This window comes from Vibrio sp. Scap24, assembly GCF_013394185.1.
Lineage (GTDB): Bacteria > Pseudomonadota > Gammaproteobacteria > Enterobacterales > Vibrionaceae > Vibrio > Vibrio pomeroyi.
Genome location: NZ_CP041332.1, coordinates 1391150 through 1413939 on the forward strand (window position 1 = coordinate 1391150; position 22790 = coordinate 1413939).

At 44.5% G+C, this 22790-nt stretch carries 24 protein-coding genes and 1 tRNA gene; 11 read left to right on the top strand and 14 right to left on the bottom strand.

Annotated elements, in window-relative coordinates:
• Nucleotides 1-83 precede the first annotated feature (83 nt).
• Together FLM53_RS05890 and FLM53_RS05895 are read right to left on the bottom strand one after the other, a co-directional pair.
• Nucleotides 84-491 carry a VOC family protein gene (locus FLM53_RS05890; protein ID WP_176680474.1) on the bottom strand — a complete coding sequence of 136 codons (408 nt, stop codon included), beginning with the start codon at nucleotides 489-491 and terminating at the stop codon, nucleotides 84-86.
• A gap of 356 nt (nucleotides 492-847) precedes the next feature.
• Nucleotides 848-932, bottom strand: a tRNA-Leu gene (locus FLM53_RS05895).
• Nucleotides 933-1127: 195 nt separating this feature from the next.
• Here FLM53_RS05895 and FLM53_RS05900 point away from each other — a divergent pair.
• Nucleotides 1128-1604, top strand: a complete 477-nt coding sequence (locus tag FLM53_RS05900; RefSeq protein WP_176680475.1) for an RDD family protein — start codon at nucleotides 1128-1130, stop codon at nucleotides 1602-1604.
• Between the two features lie 63 nt (nucleotides 1605-1667).
• On the opposite strand, the gene lptG is transcribed toward FLM53_RS05900, so the two are convergent.
• The gene (lptG, locus tag FLM53_RS05905) at nucleotides 1668-2738 is read right to left on the bottom strand and encodes an LPS export ABC transporter permease LptG (protein WP_017633035.1); all 1071 of its coding nucleotides are present in this window, start codon (nucleotides 2736-2738) and stop codon (nucleotides 1668-1670) included.
• A gap of 3 nt (nucleotides 2739-2741) precedes the next feature.
• Nucleotides 2742-3842 carry an LPS export ABC transporter permease LptF gene (gene lptF / locus FLM53_RS05910; RefSeq protein ID WP_017633034.1) on the bottom strand — a complete coding sequence of 367 codons (1101 nt, stop codon included), beginning with the start codon at nucleotides 3840-3842 and terminating at the stop codon, nucleotides 2742-2744.
• 192 nt (nucleotides 3843-4034) lie between these two features.
• Here lptF and pepA point away from each other — a divergent pair, with 192 nt between their 5' ends.
• The 5 genes from pepA (at nucleotide 4035) to FLM53_RS05935 (ending at nucleotide 10691) form a co-directional block, all read left to right on the top strand.
• Nucleotides 4035-5555: a leucyl aminopeptidase gene (gene pepA, locus FLM53_RS05915; RefSeq protein WP_017633033.1), complete on the top strand. Its 1521-nt coding sequence runs from the start codon at nucleotides 4035-4037 to the stop codon at nucleotides 5553-5555.
• Between the two features lie 98 nt (nucleotides 5556-5653).
• Nucleotides 5654-6103, top strand: a complete 450-nt coding sequence (locus FLM53_RS05920) for a DNA polymerase III subunit chi (protein ID WP_017055302.1) — start codon at nucleotides 5654-5656, stop codon at nucleotides 6101-6103.
• 102 nt (nucleotides 6104-6205) lie between these two features.
• Nucleotides 6206-9079: a valine--tRNA ligase gene (locus FLM53_RS05925; RefSeq protein WP_176680476.1), complete on the top strand. Its 2874-nt coding sequence runs from the start codon at nucleotides 6206-6208 to the stop codon at nucleotides 9077-9079.
• Nucleotides 9080-9299: 220 nt separating this feature from the next.
• The gene (locus tag FLM53_RS05930) at nucleotides 9300-9704 is read left to right on the top strand and encodes a DUF2061 domain-containing protein (RefSeq protein ID WP_086715536.1); all 405 of its coding nucleotides are present in this window, start codon (nucleotides 9300-9302) and stop codon (nucleotides 9702-9704) included.
• Nucleotides 9705-9785: 81 nt separating this feature from the next.
• The gene (locus tag FLM53_RS05935; protein WP_176680477.1) at nucleotides 9786-10691 is read left to right on the top strand and encodes a GNAT family N-acetyltransferase; all 906 of its coding nucleotides are present in this window, start codon (nucleotides 9786-9788) and stop codon (nucleotides 10689-10691) included.
• A gap of 24 nt (nucleotides 10692-10715) precedes the next feature.
• Here FLM53_RS05935 and FLM53_RS05940 read toward each other — a convergent pair whose 3' ends face one another.
• Together FLM53_RS05940 and rraB are read right to left on the bottom strand one after the other, a co-directional pair.
• A complete protein-coding gene (locus FLM53_RS05940; RefSeq protein ID WP_176680478.1) occupies nucleotides 10716-11510 on the bottom strand; it encodes a hypothetical protein in 795 nt (264 codons plus the stop codon).
• Nucleotides 11511-11635: 125 nt separating this feature from the next.
• Nucleotides 11636-12052 carry a ribonuclease E inhibitor RraB gene (gene rraB / locus FLM53_RS05945; protein WP_017633027.1) on the bottom strand — a complete coding sequence of 139 codons (417 nt, stop codon included), beginning with the start codon at nucleotides 12050-12052 and terminating at the stop codon, nucleotides 11636-11638.
• A 576-nt stretch (nucleotides 12053-12628) separates the two neighbouring features.
• Here rraB and arcA point away from each other — a divergent pair.
• From arcA to FLM53_RS05970, 5 genes are all read left to right on the top strand, one after another.
• On the top strand, nucleotides 12629-13849 hold the full coding sequence (gene arcA, locus FLM53_RS05950; protein ID WP_017632293.1) for an arginine deiminase: 1221 nt from the start codon (nucleotides 12629-12631) through the stop codon (nucleotides 13847-13849).
• 155 nt (nucleotides 13850-14004) lie between these two features.
• Nucleotides 14005-15009, top strand: coding sequence for an ornithine carbamoyltransferase (locus FLM53_RS05955; RefSeq protein WP_176680479.1), 1005 nt, complete (start codon nucleotides 14005-14007; stop codon nucleotides 15007-15009).
• Nucleotides 15010-15275: 266 nt separating this feature from the next.
• Nucleotides 15276-16205, top strand: a complete 930-nt coding sequence (gene pyrB, locus FLM53_RS05960; RefSeq protein WP_132764310.1) for an aspartate carbamoyltransferase — start codon at nucleotides 15276-15278, stop codon at nucleotides 16203-16205.
• A 12-nt stretch (nucleotides 16206-16217) separates the two neighbouring features.
• Nucleotides 16218-16679 carry an aspartate carbamoyltransferase regulatory subunit gene (gene pyrI, locus FLM53_RS05965; RefSeq protein WP_017632290.1) on the top strand — a complete coding sequence of 154 codons (462 nt, stop codon included), beginning with the start codon at nucleotides 16218-16220 and terminating at the stop codon, nucleotides 16677-16679.
• Between the two features lie 135 nt (nucleotides 16680-16814).
• A complete protein-coding gene (locus tag FLM53_RS05970; RefSeq protein WP_009847729.1) occupies nucleotides 16815-17204 on the top strand; it encodes a RidA family protein in 390 nt (129 codons plus the stop codon).
• A 113-nt stretch (nucleotides 17205-17317) separates the two neighbouring features.
• Here FLM53_RS05970 and FLM53_RS05975 read toward each other — a convergent pair whose 3' ends face one another.
• From FLM53_RS05975 to mlaF, 8 genes are all read right to left on the bottom strand, one after another.
• Complete coding sequence (locus FLM53_RS05975) at nucleotides 17318-18043, bottom strand: 1-acylglycerol-3-phosphate O-acyltransferase (RefSeq protein ID WP_050652139.1); 726 nt, start codon at nucleotides 18041-18043, stop codon at nucleotides 17318-17320.
• A gap of 152 nt (nucleotides 18044-18195) precedes the next feature.
• Nucleotides 18196-19461 (bottom strand): UDP-N-acetylglucosamine 1-carboxyvinyltransferase, encoded by a 1266-nt coding sequence (gene murA / locus FLM53_RS05980; RefSeq protein ID WP_086715546.1) that lies wholly within the window; start codon nucleotides 19459-19461, stop codon nucleotides 18196-18198.
• An 8-nt stretch (nucleotides 19462-19469) separates the two neighbouring features.
• Entirely contained in the window at nucleotides 19470-19724 is a 255-nt protein-coding gene (gene ibaG / locus FLM53_RS05985) for a BolA family iron metabolism protein IbaG (RefSeq protein ID WP_017058924.1), read from the bottom strand.
• A gap of 13 nt (nucleotides 19725-19737) precedes the next feature.
• Entirely contained in the window at nucleotides 19738-20046 is a 309-nt protein-coding gene (locus FLM53_RS05990) for a lipid asymmetry maintenance protein MlaB (RefSeq protein ID WP_004735315.1), read from the bottom strand.
• Nucleotides 20046-20648: a phospholipid-binding protein MlaC gene (locus tag FLM53_RS05995; protein ID WP_176680928.1), complete on the bottom strand. Its 603-nt coding sequence runs from the start codon at nucleotides 20646-20648 to the stop codon at nucleotides 20046-20048. The genes FLM53_RS05990 and FLM53_RS05995 overlap by 1 nt, the downstream gene beginning before the upstream one ends.
• Nucleotides 20649-20709: 61 nt before the next feature.
• Nucleotides 20710-21201 (bottom strand): outer membrane lipid asymmetry maintenance protein MlaD, encoded by a 492-nt coding sequence (gene mlaD, locus FLM53_RS06000; RefSeq protein WP_176680480.1) that lies wholly within the window; start codon nucleotides 21199-21201, stop codon nucleotides 20710-20712.
• Between the two features lie 2 nt (nucleotides 21202-21203).
• Nucleotides 21204-21983: a lipid asymmetry maintenance ABC transporter permease subunit MlaE gene (gene mlaE / locus FLM53_RS06005; RefSeq protein WP_176680481.1), complete on the bottom strand. Its 780-nt coding sequence runs from the start codon at nucleotides 21981-21983 to the stop codon at nucleotides 21204-21206.
• Between the two features lies 1 nt (nucleotide 21984).
• Nucleotides 21985-22779, bottom strand: coding sequence for a phospholipid ABC transporter ATP-binding protein MlaF (mlaF, locus tag FLM53_RS06010; protein ID WP_123306381.1), 795 nt, complete (start codon nucleotides 22777-22779; stop codon nucleotides 21985-21987).
• Between the last annotated feature and the right edge of the window lie 11 nt (nucleotides 22780-22790).

Here is a 22790-nt window from a genome sequence, read left to right on the forward strand (position 1 = left end):
TTTTATATATAATATTGATTAATAATTCCTATTTATAATTCTAATAAAACCAAGCAGCAATTTCACCATCCAATTTCACAGGTTCAATTTAAAGAATCGCAATGCACCATCCAGCGTATCCCAAACTTATCTTCGACCTTACCAAACCGAGCGCCCCAAAAAGTATCCGCTAACGGCGTCATTACGCGACCATCTTGCTTTAGCTTTTCAAAGATTTGCTCTTGAGTTGCGGTATCTTCAGTAACAAGAGAGAGCGCAAGGTTGTTCCCTTCTAATTCTTTTGCCTTTACACCATCAGACATCATGAGCTTCATACCAAATGCTTCGAACTCAGCATGCATAACCCAATCAGGTTGAGCTCCCTCTATTACCTGTGGTGCATCACTAAAGAGTTGCTTCGATAAAACCACACCGCCAAAACACTTATGATAAAAATCCAACGCTTCACTACAACGACCATCAAAAAACAAGTAAGGGGTTACTGTCAGCATATCTCTCTCCTCTGTTATTTATTTAAACATAGACAATAGAAGAAGGAATGAAAGGTAACAGTATGATTTAAGATGATTAATTTATTAGGAAATGAAATTACGAAGGGAAACTGCGAGATTGAGGAATGAAACAACAAGATCTGACTGATTAGACAAGTACTGATCTCGTAACCACGAAGGCACTGTTCTCTATACTCCAGATACAACAAAGCCCCGACTTGAGTCGAGGCTCTATCTTAAAATATGGTACCGGTAGGCGACTTGACTGGGCTTGCATCCAAGCCGACACGCTGGGTTTCAAATTCACAAACGCCCAAAACGACGAAAGGCCGCTATAAAAGCGACCTTTCTATATATGGTACCGGTAGGCGGACTTGAACCGCCACGCCCGAAGGCAACGGATTTTGAATCCGTCGTGTATACCAATTTCACCATACCGGCATTATCTTGGGGCATTGCCCTTTCGATGTTTGGCATTATACGTATGCGAACTGATGTGGCAAGTATAAAAACTTGAATTCATGTGTGTTTGCCGATAATTTCGCCACTAAGTCATAAGCTGTGCGTCATGTCTCTTTTCAGGCCAAGCCTTAAACTATATTCTGACGCCTCAATTTTTAAAGAAGTAATAACACCATGACATCAACAAACACTCTGCCACCAGCTGGGGTAATGCGCCGATTTGGTGCCTTGTTCTATGACGCTCTTATCGTAATCGCTATTGAGATGATGGCGGCTGGCGTCATTGTTGCTCTGCTACACGCACTCATGGCTCTTGGCGTTTTTAATCATAGTGGATATGCCGATGTTAGTGACTTCTTAACGAACCACCCTATTTGGAGCCCTGCATACACTTTTTACCTGGTAGTGGTTTGGGTGTACTTCTTTGTTTTCTTTTGGACAAGAGCAGGCCAAACACTGGGGATGCGAGCTTGGAAACTACGAGTTCAAAACAAAGATGGCTCTGCGATTACAATCACTCAGGCACTTATCCGCTTAGGCACTTCAGGTTTTGGATTAGCAAACCTATGTGTTCCATTCGATCCTCAAAAACGTGGCTTCCACGATATCTGGGCGAAAACGGAAGTCGTCGTGTTACCGAAGGCTCGATAACGCCATTATTCGAAATCCAAACAAGATCAAAAAAGGAAGGCGCTATGCCTTCCTTTTTTCTATCTAGAGTTTTCGCCTCAAGAGCATGATGGCTATTCCGAGGAACACCACGCTCGGGGCTATCGCACCAAAGGCCGGTGGTATTTGATAAACCAAACTCACTGGGCCAAAGAACTCACTGGATATATAGAAGGTAAAGCCAGCGATAACACCAGACAAAATCCTAGCACCCATGGTCACACTTCGCAGGGGACCAAAGATAAACGACAGTGCCATCAACATCATTACTGCTATCGATATAGGTTGAGTTATCTTTCTCCACAATGCCAGTTCATAGCGTGATGCATCTTGCTCTGACGCCTTCAGATAAGACACATAATCATACAACCCACTCAAAGACAACTCTTCTGGTTTAACCGTTACTATCGCAAGCTTATCCGGAGCTAACGATGTCTCCCATCGGTAAGTAGGCAGGCTTTCTTTAGTAATCTGAATTTCATTTTCGAACGACGTAATTTCCACATCGTTCATCGTCCAAACATTGTCTCCGACGTAATCCACTTCTTCAGAGTAGATAGCCGTTTTAAGTGCTTTGTTCTCATCAAAGCGCCACATGTTCATACCGTAAAGCTTCTCATCATCTATTTTAACGATAAAGATGAAGTCATTAGCGTCACGAGCCCAGACACCGCTTTGAGTCGAGATAATATTACCACCAGCGATCGATATGGTTCTTAAGTCACGAGCCATCTTCTGTGCTTGAGGGGCGCCCCATTGACCAAGAAGAGTCACGACGATCATGAGTGGAATAGCGGTTTTGAGTACCGATAGGCCAATATCTAACTTAGAGAAACCTGCCGCCTGCATAACGACCAACTCAGAGCTCGCAGCCAACATCCCCAAACCAATCAATGCACCAAGCAGTGCCGCCATTGGGAAGAACATTTCAATATCACGAGGAATACTCAGTAAAACGAAATACAGAGCTTGCAGTAGATCGTATGTACCACGACCAACCTTTCTCAGCTGCTCTACATACTTGATGATCCCAGAAAGACCAACAAACGTCACCAAAACCAGTGACGTCGTTGCGATGATGGTTCTGCCTATATATAAATCGAGAATCTTAAACACGGCTTAAGCCAACCTCTTATTCTTGAATTTTTCTTTCAAACGCCTTACTGGCACGCTATCCATAAAGTTTGCACCAATCGCGACAAATAACAATAACGCATTGATAGGCCACATGCCGATTACCGCCGGGATACTACCCTCTTCGATAGAAGATTTAGTCGCACTGATTGCCAAGAAGTAAGTCAGGTAAATGAGAATCGCTGGGCCAATCTTTGCAAAACGCCCTTGTCGAGGGTTTACCGCAGACAGTGGCACAACAAGCATGGTCAACAATGGAATACAAAGTACCAATGAAATACGCCACTGTAATTCCGCTTTCGCACTATTATTTGGATTACCAATCAGTTCAAGGGTTGAGATCGCTTCCCAATCTCGTCCTTTCTTCTCCACTTCACGCTGACCAATCAGGCCTTCGTATTCTTCAAAGTGCGTCACCATATAATCAAGACGTGTAGGTACACCTTCATGACGCGTACCATCGTACATAACGATGACTTGGCGACCATCACTGAGCTCTTTCACATCCCCTGACTTAGAGAACATCACGCTCGGAAGTACAGAATCACGTGGTCGCATTTGAGCAACGAACACATTTTCTAACTTATTGCCGTCGATATCATCGATGAATACCACTGACGAGCCATCCGGCGTACCTTCAAACTTACCCTTAGGTAGCAAATCGACACTGTTCTCTGCGGCAACTTCTTCATACATTTGCTCAACTTTGTCTTGCGACCAAGGAGATAACCAAAATGAGTTAAAGGCTGCAACCGATGCAGTAATCAAAGCTAAGTAAAGCGCAGATTGGATCAGGAATTTATTACCGATACCCGTAGCGTTCATCACTACAATTTCACTTTCAGCGTAAAGGCGGCCAAAAGTGAGCAAAATACCAATATAGATACTGAGTGGCAGCATCAACAAACCCATTGCTGGCATATTTAGACCAACAATCGATAATATGAGACTCGCAGGGATATCACCATCAGAGGCGTCCGCTAAAACACTGATGAATTTTTGGCTGAGAAACACGAGAAAGAGAACAAAAAAGATCGCAAATTGGCTCTTGATTGTCTCGCGGATCAAATATCTAACAATAATCACGCTCAAATTACCTATACAAAACTTGTTTTTTTGATTGAATCACTATAATTTCCCGTTGAACCTTTTATTTTTTTAAATTTTTAGCTAAGTGTTAGCGTTCTTCTTTAAGGTTAGTTCCATTATAGGATCCAACAAGTAAGAACCCATTATCTAACATTTAGTTCGATTTGTCTTCAGGATGTAGGAGTACGCATGGAGTTCAGTGTAAAAAGTGGCAGCCCAGAGAAACAGCGCAGCGCATGTATCGTTGTCGGTGTATTCGAACCGCGCCGCCTTTCTCCAGTAGCCGAGCAATTAGATAAGATTAGCGATGGCTACATTAGTTCACTGCTTCGTCGCGGTGATCTAGAGGGTAAACCTGGCCAGATGCTACTACTGCATCAAGTACCTGGTGTACTTTCAGAACGTGTTCTACTGGTAGGCTGTGGTAAAGAACGTGAGCTAGGCGAGCGTCAATACAAAGAAATTATTCAAAAAACCATCAGCACACTAAACGAAACAGGTTCTATGGAAGCAGTATGTTTCCTTACAGAACTTCACGTTAAAGGCCGCGACACTTACTGGAAAGTTCGCCAAGCGGTAGAAGCGACTAAAGATGGTCTTTACACATTCGACCAATTCAAGAGCAACAAGCCAGAGACTCGTCGCCCACTACGTAAATTGGTATTCAACGTACCAACACGTCGCGAGCTAAGCCTTGGTGAAAAAGCGATTTCTCACGGTCTTGCTATTGCTTCTGGTGTGAAAGCGTCTAAAGACCTTGGCAACATGCCACCAAACATTGCTAACCCAGCATACCTTGCCTCTCAAGCTCGTCGCCTAGCTGACGACTTCGAAACTGTAACGACTAAGATCATCGGTGAAGAAGAGATGGAAAAACTGGGCATGACTTCTTACCTAGCGGTAGGTCGTGGCTCTAAGAACGAATCTATGATGTCTATCATGGAGTACAAAGGCGCACCTGATTCAGATGCAAAACCTATTGTACTTGTTGGTAAAGGCCTTACGTTCGATTCAGGCGGTATCTCACTTAAGCCTGGTGAAGGCATGGATGAGATGAAGTACGACATGTGTGGTGCGGCATCTGTATTCGGTACAATGAAAGCATTGGCGAAACTTAACTTGCCAATCAACGTTGTTGGTATTCTAGCGGGTTGTGAAAACATGCCTGGTAGCAATGCTTACCGCCCAGGTGACATCCTAACGACGATGTCAGGCCAAACAGTTGAAGTTCTAAACACTGATGCTGAAGGTCGCTTGGTTCTTTGTGATGCGCTAACTTACGTTGAGCGTTTCGAACCAGATTGCGTGGTTGACGTTGCAACGCTAACTGGCGCGTGTGTTATTGCTCTAGGTCACCACATCAGTGGCGTTCTATCAAACCACAACCCACTGTCTCACGAACTTGTGAATGCTTCTGAGCAAGCAAGTGACCGCGCATGGCGTCTACCAATGGCAGACGAGTACCATGAACAGCTAAACAGCCCATTCGCAGACATGGCGAACATCGGCGGCCGCCCTGGCGGTACTATCACTGCTGGTTGCTTCCTGTCTAAATTCACTAAGAAGTACCACTGGGCTCACCTGGATATCGCAGGTACAGCTTGGAAATCTGGTGCAGCGAAAGGCTCGACAGGTCGTCCTGTCTCAATGCTAGTCCAATTCTTATTGAACCGCAGCGGCCATGAGACTGAAGAGCAATCTTCAAAATAATGAAAAGGGCCTACGGGCCCTTTTTAATAAGCGCTATTTGTTAGAGTCGATTGACCCAGTAAGATGAATAGCCACGATTTCCAGTTCGAGTATTGAGTATGCAGACAGCTACGTTTTACATAGTGTCATCAGACAGCCCGCAAGCCAGTGAAGAAGGTTTTGCTCACTATGTGCTGTTTCTTGCTCAGCACTTTGCGAAACAAGGCGCTAAACTTTACCTCAACTGTAACGACAAAGAACATGCCGAGCGTATCGCAGAGATTTTCTGGCAAGTTGAACCCAGTGAATTTATTGCGCACAACTTAGTTGGCGAAGGCCCGAAATATTCAACCAACATTGAAATCGGCTACCAAGGTGTAAAACACAATTGGAATCGTCAGCTGGTAATTAATCTGGCCGATAATCATACAACCTTTGCGAACGCCTTTGCTCAGGTGATAGACTTCGTTCCTTGCGAAGAAAAAGCTAAGCAACTCGCTCGAGAAAGGTATAAAATTTACCGTCAGGCTGGATATCAGCTACAAACTATCGAGATTCAACATCCATAGTCAAACCTCATAGTTAAAGCTATCTTTGGATTTAGATTCAAGAAGCTTCACTTATGAAGTTTGACCACGATTAACCATTCACAGTATCCGTTTAAGAGCACTATGGAAAAGACATACAACCCAACATCAATCGAACAAGCTCTGTATCAGACTTGGGAAGAGAAAGGCTACTTTAAGCCACACGGTGACACATCAAAAGAAGCTTACAGCATCATGATCCCGCCACCGAACGTCACTGGCAGCCTACACATGGGTCACGCGTTCCAAGATACGATCATGGATACGCTTATCCGTGCTCAACGTATGAAAGGCAAAAACACGCTTTGGCAAGTGGGTACTGACCACGCTGGTATCGCAACTCAAATGGTTGTTGAGCGTAAGATTGCTGCTGAAGAAGGCAAAACAAAACACGACTACGGCCGTGAAGCTTTCATCGACAAGATCTGGGAATGGAAAGGCGAATCAGGTGGCACGATCACTCAACAACTTCGTCGTCTTGGTGCATCTGTAGACTGGGATCGCGAGCGATTCACTATGGATGACGGCCTATCGGCTGCAACTCAAGAAGTGTTTGTTCGTCTATACGAAGAAGACCTAATCTACCGTGGTAAGCGTCTAGTAAACTGGGATCCTAAACTGCACACTGCGATTTCTGATCTTGAAGTTGAAAACAAAGACAAAAAAGGCTTCATGTGGCACTTCCGCTACCCTCTAGCGAACGGTGTTAAAACGGCGGATGGCAAAGACTACATTGTTGTTGCTACTACTCGTCCAGAAACCATGCTTGGTGATACTGGCGTAGCCGTAAACCCAGAAGATCCACGTTACAAAGATCTTATCGGTAAAGAAATCCTGCTTCCTGTTGTGAACCGTCTTATCCCTATCGTAGGCGATGAGCACGCTGACATGGAAAAAGGTACTGGTTGTGTGAAGATCACACCAGCTCACGACTTTAACGATTACGAAGTTGGTAAACGCAACAATCTACCAATGATCAACATCCTAACGTTCAACGCTGATATCCGTGATACTGCTGAAGTATTCACAACCAACGGCGAAGAAAGCGATGTTTACTCAACAGACATCCCTGCTAAGTACCAAGGCATGGAGCGCTTTGCTGCTCGTAAAGCTATTGTTGCTGAATTCGAAGAACTTGGTCTTCTTGAAGAAATCAAAGATCACGACCTAACCGTACCTTACGGCGACCGTGGTGGCGTAGTTATCGAACCAATGCTGACTGACCAATGGTACGTACGTACAGCACCTCTTGCTGAGCCTGCAGTTAAAGCCGTTGAAGATGGTCAAATCCAGTTCGTGCCTAAGCAGTACGAAAACATGTACTTCGCGTGGATGCGTGACGTGCAAGACTGGTGTATCTCTCGTCAACTTTGGTGGGGCCACCGCATCCCGGCATGGTACGACAACGATGGTAAAGTTTACGTAGGTCGCACTGAAGAAGAAGTTCGTGAAAAGAACAACCTAGCGCCTGTTGTTGTACTTAAGCAAGACGACGACGTACTAGACACTTGGTTCTCTTCTGCACTTTGGACATTCGGCACGCAAGGCTGGCCTGAAGATACTGAAGCACTGAAAACATTCCACCCATCTGAAGTACTAGTATCTGGTTTTGATATTATCTTCTTCTGGGTTGCTCGTATGATCATGATGACCATGCACTTCGTGAAAGACGAAGATGGCAAGGCTCAAGTACCTTTCAAAACGGTTTACATGACGGGTCTTATCCGTGATGAAAACGGCGACAAGATGTCTAAGTCGAAAGGTAACGTACTTGACCCAATCGACATGATTGACGGCATCGGCCTTGAAGAGCTAGTAGAGAAGCGTTGTGGCAACATGATGCAACCTAAACTGGCTGCTAAGATCGAAAAAGCAACACGTAAAACTTTCGAAAACGGTATCGAACCATACGGTACTGACGCACTGCGTTTCACTCTTGCTGCTATGGCTTCAACTGGCCGTGACATCAACTGGGACATGAAGCGTCTTGAAGGTTACCGTAACTTCTGTAACAAGCTATGGAACGCAAGCCGTTACGTACTGATGAACACAGAAGAGTACGATTGTGGCATGTCACTGTCTGTTGAAGACCGTGCAAATATGGAATTCTCTCTAGCGGATAAGTGGATTGAATCTCAGTTTGAAGTTGCAGCGAAAGAGTTTAATGCTCACCTAGACAACTACCGTCTAGACATGGCAGCAAACACGCTTTACGAATTCATCTGGAACCAATTCTGTGACTGGTACCTAGAGCTAACGAAACCTGTTCTTTGGAAAGGTACTGAAGCTCAGCAACAAGCGACTCGTTACACGCTTATCACGGTTCTAGAGAAGACTCTACGTCTTGCTCACCCTGTTCTTCCTTACATCACTGAATCTATCTGGCAGAGCGTTAAGCCGCTAGTAGACGGCGTTGAAGGCGAGACAATCATGACTCAAGCGCTTCCTCAGTTTAACGAAGATAACTTCAATGCTGAGATCGTAGAAGACATCGAATGGGTTAAGACTTTCATCACAGCTATCCGTAACCTACGTGCGGAATACGACATTGCACCAAGCCAAGGCTTAGAAGTAATGATCAAAGTCGCTGATGAGAAAGACGCTGCTCGTATCGAAGCGAACAAGATCGTTCTTAACTCTCTAGCTAAACTAGACGACATTAAAGTTCTAGCAGACGGCGAAGAGACTCCGGCTTGCGCAACTAAACTGGTTGGCAAATCTGAGCTGATGATCCCAATGGCGGGTCTTATCGACAAAGATGCAGAGCTTGCTCGTCTAGATAAAGAAGTAGCTAAAACTCACGGTGAGATTAAGCGTATCGAAGGTAAGCTAGGTAACGAAGGTTTCGTTGCTAAAGCACCAGAAGCGGTTATCGCGAAAGAGCGTGAGAAGCTAGAAGGTTACCAAGAGACTCTTGTTAAGCTTGAAGAGCAAAAAGCGACCATCGCTGCTCTTTAAAACTGAATGAACGAGGAGGTTTCTACCCTCTCGCTCTAGATAAAAAGGTTGGCCTTTATGGTCAGCCTTTTTTTATGCTCCAAGCTCCAGTCTAGTCAAACTCACTCTAGTTAATTGATAGCTTTTGCCTATCAAAACAATCTTAACTGCCCATTAGATTTAATGATAATAATTCTCAATAATAGTTCTATCGAAACAACACAACGACTGAGTAATTATCATGAAAAAGACACTAACCTTTGCTGCATTACATTTTACTATCGCATTTAGTGTCGCTTACGTACTAACAGGCGACATCTTAATTGGTAGCTTAATCGCTATGATTGAGCCTTCTGTGAATACGGTCGCCTTCTATTTTCATGAAAAGGCGTGGGCTCAAGTTCCAGCGCTTAAGGCTCGTCAATGGATGACAAAACTAAAAACAGCAAGCTTTGCGACCATTCACTTTAGTGTTGCCTTTACCGTAGTCTACTTGTTGACTGGCGATGCCTTCATCGGCGGCGTGATGGCTTTGCTTGAGCCAACTTTAAATACAGTTGCTTACTACTTCCATGAGAAAGTGTGGCTACGAAAAGCAGAAAGACAAACAGCCCAACCTCAGTTCTGTTTGCACCAACATGCTTAATTAAGAGAATTTACCATTGACAAAGTTGCGCACCACAATTAAATTAATTGCGGTGCGCAACTTTATTTAAAGGTGAAAATTATGGATGCTCGAAAACTAAGACAATACTCCCGCCAAGCCGTGCGCTTACTGGGTATGCTTGATAAACAATGTGGTGAGGTCACACTCACTCCTGTCCAAGCTCATGCATTAGGAGAGATCCAACTCCAGCCTTTAACCATCAATCAATTAGCACAACAGCTCAATGTCGATAAATCTAATGCCAGTCGAACGGTGGCTGGCCTCAGCAAACTTGAGTTGGTAGAGACTATCGAAAATCCAAAAGACAAACGCAGCCAATTGGTGACACTGACGTCTCTTGGGCAAAACATGTTGAGTCAATTAGACGTGCAACAAAACACCTTTTTCGAAGACATGCTGCTGACTCTCAATGAGGATGAGCAAGAACAGCTGAAAGTTGGATTGGAAACTTACTTAAAAGGGTTAGCGAATGTCTGCCAAGCTGACGAGTTCATACTTCGCCCACTCACTCAATCAGATAACCCGCAGTTAGCCGAGGTGATTCGTAAAGTTTCAGCGGAACATGGGCTAACCGAAGATAAAGGTTATGGCGTGGCCGATCCTACCCTTGATGACATGTACTCTGTCTATAACAAAGAGAACGCAATGTACTGGGTGATCGAACATCAAGGTGCAGTGGTCGGTGGCGGTGGTTTTGCACCATTAGCAGGACGACCAGATGTGTGTGAGCTACAGAAAATGTATTTCCTACCACAAACCCGAGGGCAAGGTTTGGCAAAGCGCATCGTTGCTCAAAGCCTAAAACTGGCTAAGCAGCTTGGCTACCAGCACATGTACTTGGAAACAACAGAATGCTTGGGTGCTGCAGTAAAACTCTATGAAAAACTGGAGTTTGAACACCTTGATTCAGCTTGGGGAGAAACAGGCCATGATGCTTGTGAAGTTGTCATGGCCAAAACGTTATAAGTATCAGATGCTAGTTGCTAGCTTTCAACGTAAAAAGTTACTCACACAAGACGCTGGATTTAAGGCAACGAAAGAACTCTCTTTTTGCCCATCGAGTTCCACTTCTAACTGGTATAAGTGCTTAGGGTTAGGCTTCTCAAGGTTAAATACCATAGGAGCCTCCACCTGAAACACAACGCCAGTATGCTCAGCTCGCACATCTATCGGCATTACAAGAGTCATGCCGTTGAACTTAATTGATGCGGATACCAAACCTGCTTTTAGCGTCTGATAAATCACATCCACTTTAAACTCACAGCCACCACCGTGGTGCCAGATCTGCTCGGTGACAACTTGTTCTAGTTTGACGTTTCGAACGAACTGCAGATAAGGTGCTTGCCAAATCCCGATGCGTGAATCAGATTTAGCGATAGCTTGTAAAGAGATAGACTCATCCATATCTTCTTCAAGCAATAGGCTCTCCTCTTCTTCCAAAAACAGGATCTCAAAACGGTTTCGACCAGACTGCATATAAGGGCGGATGTCTTTGCGATATTCAGCTTGGCTACCATCGCAATCAAACACGGCCACACCGTTAAGTCGCACTTCAGCAAAGTAATCGACACCCGCTACAACTAACTCAACAAATGGGCACGCCAACATAGCATCATCAACTTCGATGTCATGCATCAGGTGCCACTCTTGCTCTGCGATTTCATCTTCACTTAAGCTATCAGGGAGCTTTGAGCTTAATGGAGCGGGAAAGGTAATATCATCTTGTGGGATAGAGAGATCCGTCAATGGCGAAATTTGCCAAAGACCATCGAGAAGTAACCGCATATCATTCCTTGAGCCAGATCAATTTTGACCGCATTATAATGAATGAATGCATTTAAAGACATTTATTTTTCTGAGGATAAAAAAATGCCAGCTCTAGGCTGGCATTCTTTCAAACTGGGAAGAAATTACTCTTCGCCTTCATCATCTTCGTCAGGGTAGATAGCATCTTCACCTTCGTAGTAAGTGCCCCAACCGTCGTAGATAATGTCGAATTTCTCTGCAAGGTTCACAAGCTTCTCAACTTGCGCATCGATCGCTTCAGCATCTAGAGCTGACTGCATGGTTGCATCACAGCAAAGTAGCTTGTTGCCATCTTCGTCTTCTGTCTCTTCAGCTTCAAGCACTTCAAAGCCCATTTTGAATGCTTCAACAACTGCTTTCTCAAGCACTTCGAAATCTTCAGCAAATAGGTGATGCTCGATATCGTATAGAGCTTCAGGATCGCTACCATCTTCAATTAGTGCTGCAATGATGTCGCGAGTCTCTTCCTTTTGAAATTCAATTAATTCCGCTACTGATAGATATTCATCTTCGTGAGACATGTGTCTGCTCCAGAGTGTTGACTATGAAAAGATCAAATTTGATTGCCACGAAATATGGCACGGATCGTCCAGAAAAGCCACCCAGATCAGGCTTAGAAAGGTAAGTTTATCGCTAGATAGCGGGGACAAGATCAATTCAAAAGTGAAATCAAAATCACAGAAACAAATTTTCAACATTTTATTAACTGACGTCTGTTTTAGCATTTCATCTTTATTGTCGCTTCAAGCGTATTTGAATAGAAATTGCGTGCTTAGTCACCACAGATGCATACGTTCAACCCGTTTCAAGGTGCATAAAATCCCAGCTTGCTATCAAAAAGTGAATAATAGTGAATAAAAAGTCACGAATAATAAGCAAAATAGATTTCTCGCACACACTAAATCGAGCATAGATCTTCAAAACAGTTGTTCCATGAGATACATGCTCAATTAGTATTTAAGCCCAAAAAACCAAATCAACCCGGTTTTTAATACCGTAAATTCAAAAAATACTTTGTATTTACGCAACCTCCAAAACTTGCATATTACGGCCAAGCTTGTCATAAATAGACGCTGGATTAATAGTAAGGATGCAAAATGAGTAAGCTGTACGTTGGCTCCGAAGTCGGTCAATTAAGACGAGTTCTCCTAAATAGACCAGAAAGAGCACTCACCCACCTCACCCCTTCAAACTGTCATGATCTTCTATTTGATGATGTACTTGCCGTTGAAGCTGCTGGTGAAGAACATGATGCTTTTGCAGAGACACTGCGTAGTCAAGACGTAGAAGTACTACTGCTACACGACTTGCTTGTCGAAACGCTTGCCGTACCTCAGGCTCGCGAGTGGCTGCTGAATACTCAAATCTCAGATTTCCGTTATGGGCCGACTTTTGCCCGTGACTTAAGAAGCTATCTTGCTCAAATGGATAATGAGCATCTAGCAACGATCTTACTCGGTGGCTTGGCTTATTCTGAACTCCCTATCAAATCATCGTCGATGCTACCTAAGATGCATCGCCCACTTGATTTCGTTATCGAACCACTGCCGAACCACCTATTTACGCGTGATACCTCGTGCTGGGTTTATGGCGGTGTATCGCTGAACCCAATGATGAAACCAGCTCGTCAACGCGAAACAAACCACTTACGTGCTATCTACCGCTGGCACCCTGTGTTTGCTGGGCAAGACTTCATCAAGTACTTCGGTGATGAAGATCTGCACTACGACAACGCCAATATTGAAGGCGGTGACGTACTGGTTATCGGTAAAGGCGCGGTACTGGTTGGTATCTCTGAGCGTACGAAGCCTCAAGGTGTTGAAAACCTAGCGGCGAGCCTGTTCCGTTCGGGTCAAGCAACCGAAGTGATTGCTATCGATTTACCAAAACACCGCTCTTGTATGCACCTTGATACGGTGATGACACACATGGATATCGACACTTTCTCTGTCTACCCTGAGATTGTTCGCAAAGATCTAGACACTTGGCGCCTAACACCAAAAGAAAATGGTGAGATGCGCGTAGAGAAAGCGGAAAACTACCTGTCTGCAATTGAAGGGGCTCTAGGCCTTGATCAGCTGAAGATCATCACGACTGGCGGTGACAACTATGAAGCTGAACGTGAACAGTGGAATGACGCTAACAACGTACTGACAGTGAAACCGGGTACTGTAATCGGCTATGAACGCAATGTTTACACCAACGAGAAGTACGACAAAGCGGGCATCGAAGTTCTGACAATTCCAGGTAACGAGTTAGGGCGTGGTCGTGGTGGCGCTCGTTGTATGAGTTGTCCTATCGAAAGAGACGGCATCTAAGCTGATAGTTCAATAGAGCAAGCACAATAACTTATCTAGGCCAGTACCATCGTACTGGCCTTTTTTATCAAATAAATAAAATAAATATTCACAAATATAGCATTTTTATGTTTAACTGAGTTCTTCATTGATTCTATATACACAAGGAGCGAGAGATGGCCTTTAATCTTCGCAATCGTAACTTTCTAAAACTTCTCGACTTTACTCCTAAAGAGATTCAGTTTTTACTCGATCTGTCTGCTGACCTAAAAAAAGCTAAGTATGCAGGTACAGAGCAGAAAAAGCTTAACGGTAAAAACATCGCTTTGATCTTTGAAAAAGCATCAACACGAACTCGATGTGCTTTTGAGGTAGCTGCCTTTGATCAAGGTGCTCAAGTCTCTTATTTAGGCCCTTCTGGTTCTCAGATTGGCCAGAAAGAATCAATGAAAGATACGGCTCGTGTATTAGGTCGTATGTACGACGGCATTGAATACCGTGGCTTTGGCCAAAGCATTGTCGAAGATCTTGGCGCATACGCTGGTGTACCAGTTTGGAACGGCCTAACCGACGAATTCCATCCGACTCAGATTTTGGCTGACTTCCTCACAATGATCGAACATGGTCGTGGTAAACACCTACACCAGATCAGCTTTGCTTACCTAGGCGATGCGCGTAACAACATGGGTAACTCACTGTTAGTCGGTGCTGCGAAAATGGGCATGGATATTCGCCTTGTCGCGCCAAAAGCCTTTTGGCCAGAAGAACAACTTGTCGAAGAGTGCCAAGCCATTGCACAAAACACTGGTGCAAAAATCACGCTAACCGAAGACGTTGCTGAAGGCGTGAGAGGTTGTGATTTCCTATACACCGACGTTTGGGTTTCAATGGGTGAAGCCCCTGAAGCTTGGGACGAACGTGTAGCAGTAATGAAACCATACCAAGTGAATATGGATGTCATTAAGCTAACTGGCAATCCTCAAGTGAAGTTCATGCACTGCCTACCCGCTTTCCATAACAATGAAACCGTGATTGGTCAGCAAGTCGCAGACAAGTATGGAATGAACGGCTTGGAAGTGACTGACGAAGTGTTTGAATCTGACTACTCGATTGTATTTGATGAAGCTGAAAATCGTATGCACACCATCAAGGCGGTTATGGTCGCGACTCTTGGTCAATAGACAATAATGAAAGTAAACAAAAGCTTGATGTAATCGCTTGCGCTCACAAATTGAAAGCGTATAATTCTCGGCAATTTGTCTGAGAGTAGTGAAAATGACGCCAAGCAATGTTGTGATAAAACATAATGATATTGTGAAAACACCTAATATTGCTCGCAAGCTAGCATGCTTGCCAGGCCGTCTATTCTGCTTTTCAGCACTTTTTTAAAGCCTCCCATTATGGGGGGCTTTTTTATAGCCAATACATTATTGTGGGGAAGAAGATCATGGCGAATTCGCTCTATCAAAAGCACATCATCTCAATTCCAGAGCTTTCTCGTGAAGAGCTAGAATTAATTGTTCAAACGGCAGGTCAACTTAAAGCTGAACCAAACCCAGAACTCATCAAGAACAAAGTTGTTGCCAGCTGCTTCTTCGAACCTTCAACACGAACTCGTCTCTCTTTTGAAACTGCGATTCAACGCATCGGTGGTGATGTGATTGGTTTCGACAGTGGCGGTAACACTTCACTGGCGAAGAAAGGTGAAACGCTAGCAGACTCAGTGCAGGTTATCTCTTCATACGTTGATGCTTACGTAATGCGCCACCCTCAAGAAGGTGCAGCACGCCTAGCTTCTGAGTTTTCTAACGGTGTACCGGTTATTAATGCTGGTGACGGTGCAAACCAACACCCAACGCAAACGCTATTAGATTTGTTCTCTATTGCAGAAACACAAGGCCGCCTAGATAACCTAAACGTGGCATTCGTTGGTGACCTGAAGTACGGTCGTACGGTTCACTCTCTGACTCAAGCACTCGCGAAATTCGACAACATCTGTTTCTACTTTGTAGCCCCAGAAGCGTTGGCGATGCCTGACTACATTTGTGAAGAGCTTGATGAAGCGGGCATCAAGTACCAACTACTAACTGACATGGAAGATGTGATTCCTGAACTGGATGTTCTGTACATGACACGAGTTCAAAAAGAGCGCTTTGATGAGTCGGAATACGCGCACATCAAATCAGCGTACATTCTAACGGCTGCACTTCTAGAAAACGCACGCGATAACTTGAAGGTTCTGCACCCTCTTCCTCGCGTTGACGAAATTACTATCGATGTCGATAAAACACCTTACGCTTACTACTTCCAGCAAGCCGAGAACGGTGTTTACGCACGTGAAGCATTGCTAGCCCTTGTTCTTAACGAAACGCTGTAGAGGAGAGATATCATGTCTAAAGAGACTCAATTAAAAGTTGAAGCAATCAGAAACGGTACTGTTATCGATCACATCCCAGCGAACATCGGGATCAAGGTGCTAAAACTGTTCGACATGCACAACTCTCACCAGCGTGTGACCATTGGCCTAAATCTGCCGTCATCGGCACTAGGTGGAAAAGACCTGCTCAAGATTGAGAATGTGTTTATCACAGAAGAACAGGCAAGCAAGCTGGCGCTTTACGCACCTCACGCAACAGTGAACCAAATCGAAGATTACGAAGTGGTTAAGAAGTTAGCCTTAGAACTTCCAGAGCAAATCAACGATGTGTTCGAGTGCCCAAACACTAACTGCATTACACACAACGAGCCTGTTGAAAGTAGCTTTAAGATCTTTGAAAAGAAAGAAGATATTCGATTGAAGTGTAAGTACTGCGAAAAAGTTTTCTCTCGCGAAATCGTGACAGAAAGATAACGTCATACGGCAACCCGTTTGAACGCAAAAACTATCAAATACCTCGCCTGTGCGGGGTATTTTGCGCTTTACCTAGCCTAAGTTTGAAGGCACACTGAAAAACGATTTTTATCTAATAACTGATGGAATAAACCAATGACTAAAGTACTTCACACAGAATCTGCTCCAGCTGCAATCGGCCCATACGTACAAGGTGTTGACCTTGGCAACATGGTACTGACTTCTGGTCAAATCCCAGTAAACCCAGCAACTGGTGAAGTATCTGCGGATATCGCAGTGCAAGCTCGCCAATCTCTAGATAACGTTCAAGCGGTTGTTGAAGCTTCAGGCCTGACTGTAAAAGACATCGTAAAACTAACGGTATTCGTTAAAGACCTAAACGACTTCGGCACAGTAAACGAAGTTTACGGCAAATTCTTCGATGAGCACGGCGTTGCAAACTACCCTGCTCGTTCATGTGTTGAAGTCGCTCGCCTGCCAAAAGATGTAGGTATCGAGATCGAAGCTATTGCAGTTCGTAAATAGTCTTTAGTATCTAAATCTACAATGAACGTCTGAGCATAAAGCTGAGTGTTTATCAGATACAAAAAAGGTTGCCTAATTGGCAACCCTTTTTTATTGTTCGTCGTTTTGCTCAATTACTTCTTGTTAAGCTCAACCACTTCTTTATCTAATTCTTCAAGTTTCGCCGCCATTTGCTCACGAGCTAAGTTAGCCAGTTCACGAACGTTAGACTTATCAAAACCTTCAGTGCTGATAGGTGGCAGCATCTCAACAATCACATGACCATTGTTCCAACGGTTTAGTTTCACTCCACCTGTAGAGCTACATACGATAGGGATGATCGGTAAACCAGCGCCAATTGCAGCGTGGAAAGCACCTGTTTTGAATGGCAACAAACCACGACCACGAGAACGCGTCCCTTCAGGGAACATCCATACTGAAACATCGCTCTCTTTTAAGCTAGTCACTACCTGATCAATAGTACCTACTGCTTTGCTGCGGTTAGCACGGTCAATAAGAATGTTACCCGTCAGCCAGTAAAGCTGACCAAATAGCGGCATCCACACTAGGCTCTTCTTACCAACAGTCACAACTTTAGGCGTTACCGCTGATGAAATCGTGAATAGATCCCAGCTGTTCTGGTGGTTCGCCACATACACATGTTGGCCACGAGAATAAGCATCTTCTGGGATACGAAGTTCTAACTTCATGCCGAAAATTTTCGACATACGACCGAAATAACGACCGAAGGTAAATACGTGTTTCGGATTACGTGGGCTCAGTAAACAGTAACCACACCCAAATACAAACATAAGAATCGCAAATATCGCCACTGCGAAAATACGTAATATTGCTATCATTTTGTTCCTCACCAACCGCTAAGCGGATTCATCTATTCGCACAAACACTGGCAATAGATTCACTTGCGGTAAATACAACTATAAAAAAGCCGAAACCAAGGTTCCGACTTTTGTGTTTTCATTTTACTGACTCATGAACTCACTAACCTAAGTTAGCTAGACTCACGAAATCGTGTAATGTTTGCGCCTAGGGCTGACAGTTTATCTTCAATCTTATCGTAGCCACGATCGATGTGATAAATACGGTCAACGATGGTTTCACCTTGAGCGATACAGCCAGCAATAACAAGGCTCGCAGATGCACGAAGGTCCGTTGCCATTACTTGAGCGCCGCTCAACTTTTCCGTTTCACCACAGATAGCCGTGTTGCCTTCAATTTCCGCTTTTGCACCCATTCGCTGTAATTCAGGAATGTGCATGAAGCGGTTTTCAAAGATAGTCTCAGTGATAACACCACTGCCCTTCGCCATCATGTTAAGCAGAGTAAACTGAGCTTGCATGTCGGTTGGGAAGCCAGGGTGAGGTGCTGTTACGATTTTCACCGCTTTCAGCTCACGACCTGTCATATCAAGGCTGATCCAGTCTTCGCCCGTTTCAACCTTCGCACCCGCTTCTTCAAGCTTCGCTAATGCAGCTTCAAGAAGATGAGCGTTAGTGTTACGACAAACGACTTTACCGCCAGACACTGCCGCAGCAACAAGGAACGTACCCGTTTCAATACGGTCTGCAACCACAGAGTGTTGACCACCACCAAGGCGTTCAACACCTTCGATAGTAATCGTATCTGTACCTGCGCCAGAGATCTTAGCACCCAGCTTGTTTAGGAAGTCCGCGGTATCAACAATCTCAGGTTCACGCGCAGAGTTGTCTAATACTGTTGTACCTTCCGCGAGTGTTGCTGCACACATGATAGTAATCGTAGCGCCAACGCTTACTTTATCCATCACGATGTGCGCGCCTTTCAGACGGCCATCAACACTTGCTTTTACATAACCATCTTCCAACGTAATCGTTGCACCTAGCTGCTCTAGGCCATGGATATGCAGATCAACGGGACGAGCACCAATCGCACAACCACCAGGAAGTGACACTTGGCCTTCACCAAAACGAGCCACTAGTGGACCTAAAGCCCAGATAGAAGCACGCATTGTTTTTACTAAATCGTAAGGCGCACAAAATTCATTAATTTCGCTGCCATCAACATGAACGCTACCGTTACGTGATACTTTTGCGCCAAGACGCTTTAGTAGTTCCATCGTAGTATCAATGTCACGTAGGTGAGGAACATTACTCACTTCCACTGGCTCTTCAGCAAGAATTGAAGCGAATAAGATAGGTAGCGCTGCATTTTTTGCGCCTGAGATCGTCACTTCACCGCTTAGCGGCTTGTCCGATCCAATAACTCGAAACTTTTCCATCATAAACCTTAAAGTGACATCAGTTTCTTATCACGTTCCCACTCTTCTGGCGTGAAAGCCTTAATAGAAAGAGCATGGATGTCATTGCGTTGAATGTATTCCATTAGTGGGCCGTAGATTAGTTGCTGCTTCTTAACTCGATTCATGCCGTCAAAACATGGATCAACTGCAACAACTTCGTAATGACTGCCTTCACCCTTCACGAAAATCTCTTGAAGGTTCAGTGCCTCTGCTAATAATTCTTGTACTTTTGTGCTGTCCACAAATAGCTCCTGCCTAATTTTTTATGTGTTCTGCCATCATTGGCTGGATATTGCTCAATTGGAACAACGTTCGTAATTGTTCTGGCACGAAACTGAGCATTATATGACAGTTTTGATTTTTTGCATGCTCTAATAAGTGAATTAGCATCACCATTCCTGCTGAATCGACTCGATTTATATGGCTAAGGTCAATTTCAACGCTCGATTCCGTTGTTTGCCACTTTTCCAATATACGCCAGATTGCAGGGACACTGTCTCGGTCAATATCACCGAGCAGCTGATACTCTTTAGAGCTTAGTGCTTGCCATTGAGAATGGCTCATTATTTGTTACTCTCAAAACGAATCGGTTGTGCGGCCAGTTTCTCTAGTTCGTCGGCAACTTGTAAGATACCTTCCTGACGAATCTTAGTATTCCACTCTGACTGCTTGCTCGATAACAGGCTAATCCCTTCCGCAACCATATCAAATGCCTTCCACTCGCCCGACTTCTTGTCTTTACGAAGCTTAAACTCAAGCTTGATATTAGGTCGCGGCGAATCGATGATGTCTACCTTGATACTGGTAATACGGCTATCCGCTTTGATTTTTGGTTCAGGACCAAATTCAATTGTCTGATCGGTATATTGAGTCAGTACCTGAGCGTAAGAAGAAACCAGGTATTTACGGAATGAGTCAATAAATACACGCACGTCTTTTCTATCCGCGCCTTTCAGGTTTGGCCCTAGTAACTTAAGTGCTGCATATTGCGCATTCACATAAGGCATCAACTCTTCTTCCACAATGACCTTCAATAATTCTGGGTCTTGGTGGATGTTGTCTTGTTCGCTCTTCAAACGATCAAATGCAACTTCTGCTACTTGAGTCATCATCTGGTACGGCTGAGTACGATCAATCGCTTCTGCAGCAAAAGCTTGAGCCGACATCAGAAAAGCGACGGCTGTCAGAAACCATAGCTTGAATAAGTTATTCGTCTTTAACATGTGCCTACTCCTTAGCTTCGCTATCATCAGAACCACCAACGCTATACAGCACTTGGCCAATCAAATCTTCTAGTACCAATGCCGACTTAGTGTCTTCAATCGAGTCACCATCAACCAACATCTCTTCATCATCAAAAATGAAACCCGGCACCAAACTGATGTACTGCTCACCGATTAAGCCAGACGTTAAGATTTGAGCACTAGAGGTATCTGGAAATTGTGAGTACTTCGAATCAATAGACAATTGAACCACTGGCAGGTAGCTCTCGGTATCAAGCTCAATGCTTTGAACTCGACCAACAACCACACCGCCCACTTTCACAGGAGAACGAACCTTTAGGCTACCAATGTTGTCAAAGGTCGCATTTAGGTTGTAAGTATGGTTCGAACCTATACCTTTTACGTCAGCGACTTGAAAGATCATGATTAAGATTGCGCAAATTCCGGCAATAACAAAGGTGCCGACCCATAATTCTAATTTTCGAGTTTGTTGCATGATTAATTCCCAAACATCAATGCGGTAAGAACAAAATCTAGCCCTAATACCGCTAGAGAAGAGTGCACTACTGTGCGTGTGGTTGCCTGACTGATACCTTCAGAGGTTGGTACCGCATCATAACCATTGAAAAGTGCGATCCAAGTGACGGTGATAGCAAAGACCATACACTTGATCATGCTGTTACCAATATCTCGGCCTAGCTCAACAGAAGACTGCATCGCAGACCAGAAACTACCATGGTCAATGCCTTTCCAATCAACACCCACTAACTGGCCGCCCCAAATACCTACCGCCATAAAGATCATAGCAAGCAATGGCATTGAGATAAGCCCGGCCCAAAGTCGTGGTGCAATAATGCGCTTTAGAGGGTCAACGGCCATCATCTCAAGACTTGAGATCTGCTCCGTTGCCTTCATTAAGCCAATCTCAGCCGTTAACGCCGAACCTGCGCGACCTGCAAACAGCAGCGCTGTCACTACAGGGCCAAGCTCACGCAACAATGAAAGCGCGACCATTTGACCAAGGTTACCCTCAGCACCGTAGTCGATTAACACAACATAACCTTGCAGGCTGAGTACCATGCCAATGAACAGACCTGAAACTAAAATAATAGCCAATGACTGAACGCCAACGCTATAAAGTTGTTTTACTAACAAAGGGAAGTTTTTTAGTCGCGGGATGCTAAACAAAGCCCCGAATAACATCAGGCTTGCTCGACCAAATGACTCGCAAATCGCAAGTGTGCGTCTACCGACACCCGCAATAGTTTTAGCAATCATATTAAAACAAATCCTTTTCTAGACTTTGCGCTGGGAATCTAAACGGCACAGGGCCATCAGCTTCACCTTGCAAGAATTGCTGCACTCTCGGATCGTCGTTGTTGTACAACTCTTCAGGCGTTCCTGCTGCAATGATTTTGCTATCGGCCATGAGATAAACCCAATCCGCAATACTCATTACTTCTGGAACATCGTGAGAAACGACAATCGAGGTTAAGCCCAACGCTTGATTGAGGTTACGAATAAGCTCAACCAAAACACCCATGGTGATAGGGTCTTGGCCAACAAACGGTTCGTCGTACATGATGAGTTCTGGATCCAAGGCAATCGCACGTGCCAACGCTGCTCTTCTCGCCATACCACCAGACAATTCACTCGGCATTAACTGTGCCGCCCCTCGTAACCCTACCGCCTCAAGTTTAAGTAATACGATGGTACGAATGAATTTTTCATTCAGTTCAGTGTGTTCACGTAATGGAAACGCCACATTATCAAAGACATTGAGATCCGTAAAAAGTGCACCTGACTGGAAAAGCATGCTCATTTTTTTTCGTGCTTGATACAGCTTTCGACGTGATAATGCAGGGATATTGTCGCCATCAAACCAGACTTCGCCTTCATCTGGCGGCAATTGACCACCAATCAAACGCAGTAAGGTCGTTTTACCGATCCCTGACGGCCCCATGATTGCGGTTATCTTACCTTGAGGTACCTCTAAACTTATATCATCAAAGATAACGCGATCACCGCGTGAAAAGCTGAGGTTCTTAACTTTCACAAGCTCAGTGTTCAACATATTTTTGTTGT